Genomic DNA, 11,811 nt, shown 5'->3' with positions numbered 1-11,811 from the left:
TTTCTGCATATGTAGATGCGCCAGAAAGCGCGTATTATCGCAAAACTGGCGGCAAAATATAGGGCGTCAGCCTTTTTTGTCAATGCACAAGTCTCGAAAAGCGGCAATTTAAATTTCGCGTGTAAATGAGGGATATCCGGAATAACGGTGCCAAACGGGTGAAATTGAATTTGTCAATAATGCTTATAGAGGGTGTGAGGCGCCTGTGGCCAAGGCTTTGGGCGTTGTTGCAAGTTTGTAATTACCGGGGTGTCTCCTTATAATCCGTAGCCCGGAATCGGGGATGAACCTCAATGCACGCTTCAGCATAGCAAGCTACCGGGTTACCATCCGCCCTCCTGAACCAATCGGTTATCGGTCTCGTATCGATCCTCCGATCCCAACATACCAACCATCCGCAGCCGGTTTTCGGTCCTGCGGAACCAAGAGAGAGTGTGAGAGCGCTGTGAATAGCAAACGACCAGTAAATCTCGATCTCGGCAAGTTCCATTTCCCGCTGCCTGCCATCACGTCGATCCTGCATCGTATCAGCGGCATCATCATTTTTGTTGGTGTTGCCTTCCTGTTGTACGGCCTGGATCTCTCCCTGTCCGGAGAAGATGGTTTCGCCCGGGTTAGCGAACTGCTGGACAGCTTCCTGGCGAAGCTGATTATCTGGGGCATCCTGTCTGCCCTGTTGTACCACCTGGTTGCGGGCATTAAGCACCTGCTGATGGATATGGGTATTGCAGAAGAGCTTGAGAGCGGTCGCCTCGCCGCGAAGATCACTGTTGTGGTTTCCATTGTTCTCATCATTCTGGCAGGAGTCTGGGTATGGTAAGCAGCGTAACTAACCTCGGCCGCAGTGGCGTTTTTGATTGGCTGATCCAGCGTGTCACTGCCTACGTACTGGCTATTTATACAGTGTTTCTGCTGGGCTTCATGGTGATGACAGACATCAACTACGAAACCTGGAGCGCGCTGTTCGACCAGGCCTGGTTCCGTATTTTTACCCTGTTGGCACTGTTTTCCCTGGGTGCCCATGCATGGGTTGGTCTCTGGACTGTGACGACTGATTATCTCAAATCCATGGCGCCCCGTTTCCTTGTTCAGGCGCTGTGCGGTCTTACCATGTTTGTGTACCTGATCTGGGGCATTCAGATTCTTTGGGGGCTTTAATCGATGGCTAACATCAAGACCATGTCTTACGACGCGATTGTTATCGGTGGCGGCGGTGCCGGTATGCGAGCCGCCCTGCAGTTGACCGAGACTGGCGTCAAAACTGCGTGTATCACAAAAGTATTTCCGACCCGTTCGCACACCGTATCCGCCCAGGGCGGTATTACCTGTGCGATCGCAAGTGCCGATCCTAACGATGACTGGCGCTGGCACATGTACGATACCGTCAAAGGCTCCGACTATATCGGTGACCAGGACGCCATCGAGTACATGTGTTCTGTGGGCCCCCAGGCAGTATTTGAATTGGAGCACATGGGTCTTCCGTTTTCCCGTACCGAGCAGGGCCGTATCTACCAGCGTCCGTTCGGTGGACAGTCCAAGGGTCCGGATAACCCCACCCAGGCCGCTCGTACCTGTGCTGCTGCGGACCGTACCGGTCACGCCCTGCTGCACACGCTTTATCAGGCCAACCTGAAGGGCGGTACCACCTTCCTTAATGAGTGGTATGCGGTTGATCTGGTCAAAAACAGCAAGGATGAAGTGGTTGGTGTCGTAGCCATCGAGATCGAAACCGGTGAAGTTGCGTACATCAAATCCAAGGCTACTGTCCTTGCCACTGGCGGTGCTGGCCGCATCTATGCGTCTACCACCAATGCGATGATCAATACCGGTGACGGTATTGGCATGGCGCTGCGAGCCGGCTTCCCGGTGCAGGATATGGAAATGTGGCAGTTCCACCCGACCGGTATCCACGGCGCTGGCACACTGGTTACTGAAGGTTGTCGGGGTGAGGGTGGTTACCTGATCAACTCCGAGGGTGAGCGCTTCATGGAGCGTTATGCTCCGAACGCCAAAGACCTTGCTGGCCGTGATGTGGTTGCACGCTCCATGGTTCTGGAAATCCTGGAAGGCCGTGGTTGTGGTCCCGAGAAGGATCACGTATTGCTGAAGCTGGATCACCTGGGTGAAGAAACCCTGAACCTGCGCCTCCCGGGCATTTGTGAGCTGTCCCGTACCTTTGCGCACGTTGATCCGGTGAAAGAGCCGATCCCGGTCGTTCCGACCTGTCACTACATGATGGGTGGTGTTCCCACCAACGTAGGTGGTCAGGCACTGACTCAGGATGAAAACGGCAACGATAAACCGATTCCCGGCCTGTTTGCCTGCGGTGAGGCTGCCTGTGTATCGGTACACGGCGCCAACCGTCTGGGTGGTAACTCTCTGCTGGATCTGGTGGTCTTCGGTCGTGCGGCTGGCCTGCACATTGAAGAGCAGCTGCGCGGCGGTTTCGAGGTTGATGGTGCCAGCGAAGAAGATATCAAACGCGCCATGGCCCGTCTGGAGCGTCTGGATAGTGCTTCCGAAGGCGAAGATGTGGCCAAGGTCCGTAAGGATCTGCAGAACTGCATGCAGCTCTACTTCGGCGTGTTCCGCGATGGCGACAGCATGGAGAAGGGTATCAAGCTGCTGGAAGAAATCGGTGAGCGTGTACGCAAAACCAAGTTGGCCGATACCAGCAAGGCATTCAACACCGCGCGTATTGAAGCGCTCGAGCTGGATAACCTGTACGAAGTGGCTTACGCCACCGCCAAGTCTGCGATCGAGCGTAAGGAAAGTCGCGGTGCCCACGCCCGTAACGACTTCACTGAGCGTGACGACGAGAACTGGCTCAAGCACTCCATGTACTTCCCGCTGGACAAGCGTGTTGGCAAGCGTGACGTGAACTTTGCACCGAAAACGGTTCCGACTTTCCAGCCGAAAGTCCGGACCTACTAAGGGGGTATCCTGAAAATGTTGGTAAGCCTGTATCGCTACAATCCGGAAACCGATAATGCCCCTTACATGCAGGATGTAGAGGTTGAGATTCCGGAAGGTAAAGACCTGATGGTCCTTGATGTTCTGAATCTGGTGAAGGAGAGGGATCCTTCCATGAGCTATCGCCGTTCCTGTCGGGAAGGTGTCTGTGGCTCTGATGGTATGAACATGAATGGCAAGAACGGCCTGGCTTGTATCACTCCGGTGTCGGATGTGGTCAAGAACAACAAGCTGGTTCTGCGCCCGCTGCCTGGTTTGCCGGTGATCCGGGACCTGGTGGTCGACATGAGCCTGTTCTACAAGCAGTATGAAAAGGTGATGCCGTACCTGGTGAATGACACCCCGGCACCCGCCATTGAGCGCCTGCAGTCTCCGGAAGATCGTGAGAAGCTGGACGGCCTGTACGAGTGTATTCTCTGTGCCTGCTGTTCCACGTCCTGCCCGTCGTTCTGGTGGAACCCGGACAAATTCATCGGCCCGGCTGGCCTGCTGCAGGCCTATCGCTTCCTTGCGGATAGTCGTGATACCGCACAGGCGGAGCGTCTGGCCAATCTGGATGACCCGTTCAGCGTCTTCCGCTGTCGGGGTATCATGAACTGTGTCAGTGTATGTCCGAAAGGCCTGAACCCCACGAAGGCAATTGGCCACATTCGGAACCTGTTGCTGCAGCGCGCTACCTGAGCGCAAATTCTGTAGCACCAGCTATACTGGTGTTTCGGCACCAGTTTAGTACCCCGAAGGCCTCGCATTACGCGGGGCCTTCAACCAAAGGCTTATAGTCAAAGGTCTTAATGGAGTGCAAACTTAGGCCCGCTGCTTCGGTTGACTTATCCAGGATGCCGGGCAGTGTTGCCGAGTATAAAAAATCACTGGGGACGGAAAACATCCTTGCTGGGTGTGGTGGCCAAAGTCATGCCGTAATAACCCGTATTGACTGTGAATTACCCCTGGCCGACCATACCGGCTCCCCCGCACCAGCCCAAGGTGAGCTATTCAAAATGCACGAAAGCATCATGGAGCAGTTATGGCAGACTTCCCACCTGCAAGGTGGCAATCAGGCCTATGTTGAACAGCTTTTTGAAACCTACCTGACAGACCCCAACGCCGTTCCTGAAGAGTGGCGAAGCTACTTCGACAAGCTTCCCAGTGTTGATGGCTATCATGGCCGTGACATCGTCCACTCAACCATCCGCGAACAGTTTGAACATATCTCCCGCAATCAGCGCTTCCTGGCCAGCAGTGGCGTACCCGCCAGTGTCACCTCAGATGCCGATAAGAAGCAGATTCGTGTTCTTCAGCTGATCAACGCGTTCCGCTTCCGCGGACATCAGGAATCCAAGCTTGACCCCCTGGGTGTCTGGCAGCGTGAGCCTGTTGAAGATCTTGAGCCGTCTTTCCACGAGTTGGGCGAGTCGGATCTTGATCTGGAATTCCAGACCGGTTCCCTGAACTTCGGTTCCGAAACGATGAAGCTCGGCGACATCGTGCAAGGCCTGCGCCAAACCTACTGCGAGAGCATTGGCGCAGAGTACATGCACGTTGTAGACACTCGCATCAAGCGTTGGTTCCAGCAGCGTATGGAGCCTGTGCGCTCGCGTCCTGAGTATGAAGCTCAGACCCGCAAGCATATCCTGGAGCGCCTGACCGCCGCTGAAGGTCTGGAGAAGTACCTGGGCTCCCGTTACCCGGGCGTAAAACGCTTTGGTCTGGAAGGTGGCGAGAGCCTGATTCCATGTCTGGATGAGCTGATCCAGCGTGCCGGCTCATACGGCGCCAAAGAAATTGTTCTGGGGATGGCCCACCGTGGCCGCCTCAACGTGCTGGTTAATACTCTCGGCAAAAACCCGAAAGAATTGTTTGATGAATTTGAGGGCAAGAAGCTCGCAGATTCGGGCTCCGGTGATGTGAAATATCACCAGGGTTTCTCTTCCAACGTGATGACACCCGGTGGCGAAGTCCATCTGGCCATGGCGTTTAACCCGTCGCACTTGGAAATTGTATCTCCTGTAGTGGTGGGCTCTGTACGCGCCCGTCAGGATCGCCGTGGCGATACCGACGGCAGCAAGGTTGTGCCAATTGTCATGCACGGTGACGCAGCGTTTGCGGGTCAGGGTGTTGTGATGGAAACCTTCCAGATGTCCCAGACCCGGGGCTTCGGCGTGGGTGGTACCATTCACATCGTGATCAACAACCAGGTTGGTTTTACCACTAGCCGGCAGGAAGATGCGCGTTCGACTGAATACTGCACAGACGTCGCCAAAATGGTTCAGGCGCCGATTCTGCATGTAAACGCAGACGATCCTGAAGCGGTGATGTTTGTTACCCAGATGGCCATGGATTACCGCAACGAATTCAAGCGGGACGTTGTCATTGATCTGGTGTGCTACCGCCGCCGCGGTCACAACGAAGCCGATGAGCCGGCGGCTACCCAGCCGCTCATGTATGAAAAGATCCGCAAGCTCAAGACCACCCGCAACCTGTACGCAGACCAACTGGTTGAAGCTGGCGTGATTACTGAAGAAGAAGCCAAGCAGATGGAGACCGACTACCGCGATGCGCTCGATAAGGGCGATCACGTGGTCAAATCGCTGGTGAAGGAGCCCAACAAGGAACTCTATGTGGATTGGGCTCCGTACCTTGGTCATGAGTGGACCGCCAAGTGCAAGACTAGTGTGCCTCTCAAGACCATCCAGAAACTGGGTAAGAAGATCACCGAGGTGCCTGAAGGCTTCAGTATTCAGCGCCAGGTTTCCAAGATCGTCAATGATCGCGAAAAGATGACGGCCGGCGCACTCTCCCTGAACTGGGGCTACGGCGAGATGATGGCCTACGCCACCTTGCTGAATGAAGGGCACCCGATCCGCCTGACCGGTCAGGATGTAGGGCGGGGCACCTTCTCCCATCGTCATGCTGTTCTGCATAACCAGAAAGACGGGTCTACCCACATTTCCCTGCAGAACCTGAAAGACGACCAGCCCAAGTTCGATATCTACGACTCGCTGCTTTCCGAAGAAGCCGTGATGGCATTCGAATATGGCTATTCGACCACCACGCCGGACGCACTGATTCTCTGGGAAGCCCAGTTTGGTGATTTCGCCAACGGCGCCCAGGTAGTTATTGATCAGTTCCTGACCAGTGGTGAGCACAAGTGGGGCCGCCTGTGTGGCCTGACGCTGCTGCTGCCCCATGGCTATGAAGGCCAGGGGCCGGAGCACAGTTCAGCCCGTCTGGAGCGCTTCCTGCAGCTGTGTGCGGAGCACAACATCCAGGTGTGCGTGCCCACTACGCCGTCCCAGATATTCCACATGCTGCGCCGCCAGGTGAAGCGGCCGCTGCGCAAGCCGCTGGTTGCCATTACGCCGAAGAGCTTGCTGCGCCATAAAGAAGCGATCTCCGGCCTGGACGACCTGACTTCAGGTACCTTCCAGACCGTGCTGCCCGAGAAAGAACCTTCTGATCCGAAGAAAGTCACCCGGGTGATCATGTGTAGCGGCAAAGTCTACTATGATCTTCTGGAGAAGAAGAAAGCCGACGAGCGTGACGATGTCGCTATCGTACGTATCGAGCAGCTGTATCCGTTCCCGGCCGACGATCTGGACGAGATTCTGGGCCAGTACACCAAGCTCAAGAGCGCAGTCTGGTGTCAGGAAGAGCCTATGAACCAGGGCGCCTGGTACTGCAGTCAGCATCACATGCGGCACGCACTGCAGCGCCTGAACCCGAAACTGCACCTTGAGTACGCCGGTCGTGAAGCTTCTGCTGCTCCTGCTTGTGGACACATGTCTGTTCACATCGAAGAGCAGAAGAAACTGGTTAACGACGCGTTTGGAATCTGACGAGCTACCGAACTAAGGATTTGTAATGTCAACTGAGATTAAAGCCCCCGTTTTCCCTGAGTCGGTTGCCGAAGGCACCGTCGCGACCTGGCACAAGCAGCCCGGTGAAGCCTGCTCCCGTGACGAGCTGATTGTCGATATCGAAACCGACAAGGTTGTGCTTGAAGTGGTTGCACCGGCTGATGGTGTGATTGAAGAGATTATCAAAGGCGAAGGCGACACCTGCGAAAGCGGTGAGGTGATCGGCAAGTTCAAGGAAGGTGCTGCGGGTGAATCCAAGCCGGCAGAGAGCAAGCCTGAAGCCAAGGCTGAGGCGCCGAAAGAAGAAGCCCCGGCTGCAACTTCCGGCGACGCCATCCTGAGCCCGGCTGCCCGTAAGCTGGCCGAAGAAAATAACGTTGACCCGGCCTCCGTCAAGGGCACCGGCAAAGACGGCCGTGTGACGAAAGAAGACGTGCAGAACTTTGTGGATAGCAGCAAGTCCTCCGGTGGTGCCGCTGCCAAGCCGGCAGCCATGCCTGAGGTAAATGTTGCCCATGGTGAGCGTCCGGAGAAGCGTGTTCCGATGACTCGCCTGCGTGCCAGCATCGCCAAGCGCCTGGTGGAGGCCCAGCAGACTGCGGCCATGCTGACCACCTTCAACGAAGTGAACATGGCTCCGATCATGGAACTGCGCAAGCAGTACCAGGACAGCTTCGTGAAGCGCCACGGCATCAAGCTGGGCTTCATGTCGTTCTTTACCAAGGCGGCGACCGAAGCCCTGAAGCGCTTCCCGGCCGTGAACGCGTCCATCGATGGTAACGACATGGTTTACCATGGCTACCAGGACATAGGCGTTGCCGTTTCCACAGACCGCGGCCTGGTGGTTCCGGTTCTGCGCGACACCGACGCCATGGGCCTGGCCGACATCGAGAAGAAGATTGTCGAGTACGGTACCAAGGCGAAGGAAGGCAAGTTGGGCATAGAAGAAATGACCGGCGGCACCTTCACCATCACCAACGGTGGTATTTTCGGTTCCCTGATCTCCACGCCGATCCTGAACCCGCCGCAGACTGCGATTCTGGGTATGCATAAGATCCAGGAGCGCCCGATGGCGGTGAACGGCAAGGTTGAAATCCTGCCGATGATGTACCTGGCGCTGTCATACGATCATCGTATGATCGACGGTAAGGAAGCGGTGCAGTTCCTGGTTGCGATCAAGGAAATGCTGGAAGACCCGGCCCGTATCCTGCTGGACGTGTAAGCTGACACTCAACGAATTTGATAACAGGAAAGATTATGTCCGATAAGTTCGATGTTATTGTCATTGGTGCCGGCCCCGGCGGTTACGTTGCAGCTATCAAGGCGGCCCAGCTTGGCCTGAAAACGGCCTGTGTGGAGTCCTGGACAAGCAAAGACGGTAAAAGCCAGGTTCTGGGGGGCACCTGCCTGAACGTGGGCTGTATTCCGTCCAAAGCACTGCTTGAGGTGACTCACAAATTTGAGGAAGCCAGCCACGATTACGAGTCCATGGGTATCATGACCAAAGGTGTTGATATCGATGTGGCAAAGATGATGGAGCGTAAGGCCGGCATCGTGCAGCAGCTGACCGGCGGTATCGCCGGCCTGTTCAAGGCCAACGGCGTGACTTCCATTCATGGTCACGGCAAGCTGTTGGCTGGTCGCAAGGTAGAAGTGACCGATAAAGACGGCAAGACCAAGACCTACGAAGCTGACAACGTTATTCTGGCTACGGGGTCCAAGCCGATTGAAATTCCGCCTGCGCCGTTTGATGGCGAATACATCGTCGACTCCGAGGGCGCGCTGGAGTTCACTGAAGTACCCAAGCGTCTTGGCGTTATTGGCGCCGGGGTGATTGGTCTTGAGCTTGGCAGCGTTTGGGCCCGTCTGGGGTCAGAAGTAACTGTTCTGGAAGCGCAGGACAGCTTCCTCCCGGCGGTGGATCAGCAGGTCGCCAAAGATGCGCTCAAGCAGTTCAAGAAGCAGGGCCTGAACATTATCACCGGTGCCCGCATGACGGGTGCTGAGGTCAAGCGCAAGCTGGTGAACGTCAGCTACGAGGATTCCAAGGGTAAGCAGGAAGCGAAGTTCGACAAGCTGATCGTTGCTGTTGGTCGTCGTCCTTACACCGACGGCGCCTTGGCCGAGGATTCCGGCGTAACCATGGATGAGCGTGGCTTCATTTTCGTAGACGATAACTGCAAAACCGAAGCGCCGGGTGTCTGGGCGGTAGGTGACATCGTTCGTGGCCCCATGCTGGCACACAAAGCGTCTGAAGAGGGCGTGATGGTTGCCGAACGCATTGCCGGTCATAAGCCGCAGGTAAACTACGATTGCATCCCGAACGTGATCTACACCTTCCCGGAAGTGGCTTGGGTCGGCAAAACCGAAGAGCAACTGAAGGCCGAAGGTGAAGAGTACAACGTGGGCAGCTTCCCGTTTGCCGCCAACGGCCGTGCCATGGCGGCGAATGCGGCCGCCGGTATGGTCAAGATCATCGCAGACGCGAAGACGGACCGCATCCTGGGCTTCCACGTTGTTGGTCCTCAGGCATCTGAAATTGTTGCCCAGGGCGTGATTGCCATGGAATTCGGTTCCAGTGCAGAAGATCTGGCCCTGACCTGCTTTGCGCATCCGACTCTGTCGGAGTCAGTGCACGAGGCGGCCCTGGCTGTTGCTGGCGGTGCGATTCACGTCGCCAACCGTCGCAAAAAGAAGTAACGCAACACCGGAATCGGGGCGCCAATGTCGGCGCCCCGCTGCCATCATAAAGGCAGCTTTCTGTGTGCGTAACCGGCGGGTTCAGGCGATCCCTTGCCCGCCAGAACGAATTCGCGATTGGTATGCCAAGGGCGGCGTGCCAGCGGGTTCATTTCCGTACGTGGTTATCCTCCATCAATAGACGGGACATTAACTATGAATTTGCATGAATATCAGGGCAAGCAGCTTTTCGCTGAGTATGGCCTGCCAGTATCCCAGGGTATTGCCTGCGATACGCCTCAAGAAGCTGTCGACGCTGCTACTGAAATTGGCGGTAACGCATGGGTTGTCAAGGCTCAGGTTCACGCGGGCGGCCGCGGTAAGGCCGGCGGTGTAAAGCTGGTCAAGAATAAGGAAGAGATCCGTGAGTTTGCCCAGAAGTGGTTGGGCCAGCAGCTGGTAACCTACCAGACTGACGAAAATGGCCAGCCGGTAAGCAAGATTCTGGTTGAATCCCTGACTGACATCGATCAGGAGCTGTATCTGGGTGCGGTGGTTGACCGTGGCACCCGCCGTATCGTTTTCATGGCCTCCACCGAGGGTGGCGTTGAAATCGAGAAGGTTGCTGAAGAAACTCCGGAGAAGATCCTGAAAGCCGAAATCGATCCGCTGGTAGGCGCTCAGCCCTACCAAGGCCGTGAACTGGCCTTCAAATTGGGCCTGGAAGGCAAGCAGATTGGGCAGTTCACCAAGATTTTCCTGGGCCTGGCCAAACTGTTTGAAGAGCGTGATCTGGCACTGGTAGAGATTAACCCGTTGGTTATTACTCCGGCTGGCGATCTGCACTGCCTGGACGCCAAAATCGGCATCGACGGCAACGCGCTTTACCGTCAGAAGAAGATCCACGAAATGCGTGACCCTTCCCAGGAAGACGCTCGCGAGGCGGAAGCGGCAAAGTGGGAACTGAACTATGTAGCGCTGGAAGGCAACATCGGTTGTATGGTTAATGGCGCTGGTCTGGCCATGGGTACCATGGACATCATCAAGCTGTCCGGCGGCCAGCCCGCTAACTTCCTGGACGTAGGTGGCGGCGCGACCAAAGAGCGTGTTTCCGAAGCGTTCAAGATCATCCTGTCTGACGATGCTGTGCAGGCCGTTCTCGTCAACATTTTCGGCGGCATCGTGCGTTGCGACATGATCGCCGAGGGCATCATCGGTGCGGTCAAGGAAGTGGGCGTTAAAGTGCCGGTTGTGGTTCGTCTCGAAGGCAACAATGCCGAACTGGGCACCAAGGTGCTCAAGGACAGCGGCCTGAACATCATCGCCGCGACCAGTCTGGCAGACGCCGCAGAGCAAGTCGTTAAAGCCGCAGGGGGTAAATAATGAGCATCCTGATCAACAAAGACACCAAGGTTATCTGCCAGGGCTTTACCGGCGCACAGGGCACCTTCCACTCTGAGCAGGCGATTGCCTACGGTACCAAGATGGTTGGTGGTGTCAGCCCCGGTAAGGGCGGAACTGAGCATCTGGGTCTGCCGGTATTCAACACGGTACGTGAAGCGGTAGAGAAGACCGGTGCAGAAGCGACCGTTATCTATGTTCCGGCTCCGTTCTGTAAAGATGCCATCATCGAAGCGGCCGATGCCGGTATTCAGCTGATCGTTTGTATCACTGAGGGTATCCCGACCATCGACATGCTGTACGCCAAAGAATACGTTGACCGTAAAGGCGTTCGCATGATCGGGCCGAACTGCCCGGGTGTGATCACTCCGGACGAGTGCAAGATCGGCATTATGCCTGGCCATATCCATAAGAAGGGCAAGGTTGGCATCGTATCCCGTTCAGGCACCCTGACTTACGAAGCGGTCAAGCAGACCACGGACTTCGGCTACGGTCAGTCCACCTGTATCGGTATTGGCGGTGACCCGATTCCTGGTTCCAACTTCATCGACATTCTGAAGCTGCTGCAGGAAGACCCGGAAACCGAAGCCATCGTGATGATCGGTGAAATCGGCGGTACCGCTGAGGAAGAAGCGGCTGCGTTCATCAAAGAGAACGTCACCAAGCCTGTGGTTTCCTACATTGCTGGTGTTACTGCACCTCCTGGCAAGCGTATGGGTCACGCCGGCGCCATCATCTCTGGTGGCAAGGGCACCGCAGACGAGAAGTTTGCCGCCCTGGAAGATGCCGGTGTTAAAACCGTGCGTAGTCTGGCCGATATCGGCAAGGCCCTGAAGGAAGTGACTGGCTGGTAAACTTGCCATAAGCTTCACCAAAACCCCCGGATTCGAGAGAATTCCGG

The 11,811-nt window shown here is 56.0% G+C and carries 9 protein-coding genes; all 9 read left to right on the top strand.

What is annotated here, in order from left to right; all coding sequences use genetic code 11:
* The first annotated feature begins 445 nt into the window (after positions 1 to 445).
* Positions 446 to 820: a succinate dehydrogenase, cytochrome b556 subunit gene (gene sdhC / locus ASQ50_RS02255; protein WP_058091197.1), complete on the top strand. Its 375-nt coding sequence runs from the start codon at positions 446 to 448 to the stop codon at positions 818 to 820.
* Positions 814 to 1,158, top strand: a complete 345-nt coding sequence (gene sdhD, locus ASQ50_RS02250; protein ID WP_058091185.1) for a succinate dehydrogenase, hydrophobic membrane anchor protein — start codon at positions 814 to 816, stop codon at positions 1,156 to 1,158. The genes sdhC and sdhD overlap by 7 nt, the downstream gene beginning before the upstream one ends.
* Positions 1,159 to 1,161: 3 nt before the next feature.
* Positions 1,162 to 2,934 carry a succinate dehydrogenase flavoprotein subunit gene (gene sdhA, locus ASQ50_RS02245; protein WP_058091184.1) on the top strand — a complete coding sequence of 591 codons (1,773 nt, stop codon included), beginning with the start codon at positions 1,162 to 1,164 and terminating at the stop codon, positions 2,932 to 2,934.
* Between the two features lie 15 nt (positions 2,935 to 2,949).
* Positions 2,950 to 3,654 carry a succinate dehydrogenase iron-sulfur subunit gene (locus ASQ50_RS02240; RefSeq protein ID WP_058091183.1) on the top strand — a complete coding sequence of 235 codons (705 nt, stop codon included), beginning with the start codon at positions 2,950 to 2,952 and terminating at the stop codon, positions 3,652 to 3,654.
* Positions 3,655 to 3,971: 317 nt separating this feature from the next.
* A complete protein-coding gene (locus ASQ50_RS02235; protein ID WP_058091182.1) occupies positions 3,972 to 6,809 on the top strand; it encodes a 2-oxoglutarate dehydrogenase E1 component in 2,838 nt (945 codons plus the stop codon).
* Between the two features lie 25 nt (positions 6,810 to 6,834).
* Positions 6,835 to 8,052, top strand: a complete 1,218-nt coding sequence (odhB, locus tag ASQ50_RS02230; protein WP_058091181.1) for a 2-oxoglutarate dehydrogenase complex dihydrolipoyllysine-residue succinyltransferase — start codon at positions 6,835 to 6,837, stop codon at positions 8,050 to 8,052.
* A gap of 35 nt (positions 8,053 to 8,087) precedes the next feature.
* Positions 8,088 to 9,530 (top strand): dihydrolipoyl dehydrogenase, encoded by a 1,443-nt coding sequence (gene lpdA, locus ASQ50_RS02225; RefSeq protein WP_058091180.1) that lies wholly within the window; start codon positions 8,088 to 8,090, stop codon positions 9,528 to 9,530.
* 195 nt (positions 9,531 to 9,725) lie between these two features.
* The gene (sucC, locus tag ASQ50_RS02220; protein ID WP_058091179.1) at positions 9,726 to 10,892 is read left to right on the top strand and encodes an ADP-forming succinate--CoA ligase subunit beta; all 1,167 of its coding nucleotides are present in this window, start codon (positions 9,726 to 9,728) and stop codon (positions 10,890 to 10,892) included.
* Complete coding sequence (sucD, locus tag ASQ50_RS02215; protein WP_058091178.1) at positions 10,892 to 11,764, top strand: succinate--CoA ligase subunit alpha; 873 nt, start codon at positions 10,892 to 10,894, stop codon at positions 11,762 to 11,764. The genes sucC and sucD overlap by 1 nt, the downstream gene beginning before the upstream one ends.
* The last annotated feature ends 47 nt before the right edge of the window (positions 11,765 to 11,811 follow it).

The organism is Marinobacter sp. LQ44 (assembly GCF_001447155.2).
Taxonomy (GTDB): Bacteria; Pseudomonadota; Gammaproteobacteria; order Pseudomonadales; family Oleiphilaceae; genus Marinobacter.
The sequence above is the reverse complement of the archived record's forward strand: the minus strand, read 5'-3'. Positions and strand labels throughout refer to the sequence as shown.

Excerpts from the sequence above, each read along its gene's own strand:
- sdhD (WP_058091185.1), top strand. The coding sequence starts at position 814 with ATGGTAAGCAGCGTAACTAACCTCGGCCGCAGTGGCGTTTTTGATTGG.
- sdhA (WP_058091184.1), top strand. The coding sequence starts at position 1,162 with ATGGCTAACATCAAGACCATGTCTTACGACGCGATTGTTATCGGTGGC.
- ASQ50_RS02240 (WP_058091183.1), top strand. The coding sequence starts at position 2,950 with ATGTTGGTAAGCCTGTATCGCTACAATCCGGAAACCGATAATGCCCCT.
- ASQ50_RS02235 (WP_058091182.1), top strand. The coding sequence starts at position 3,972 with ATGCACGAAAGCATCATGGAGCAGTTATGGCAGACTTCCCACCTGCAA.
- odhB (WP_058091181.1), top strand. The coding sequence starts at position 6,835 with ATGTCAACTGAGATTAAAGCCCCCGTTTTCCCTGAGTCGGTTGCCGAA.
- lpdA (WP_058091180.1), top strand. The coding sequence starts at position 8,088 with ATGTCCGATAAGTTCGATGTTATTGTCATTGGTGCCGGCCCCGGCGGT.
- sucC (WP_058091179.1), top strand. The coding sequence starts at position 9,726 with ATGAATTTGCATGAATATCAGGGCAAGCAGCTTTTCGCTGAGTATGGC.
- sucD (WP_058091178.1), top strand. The coding sequence starts at position 10,892 with ATGAGCATCCTGATCAACAAAGACACCAAGGTTATCTGCCAGGGCTTT.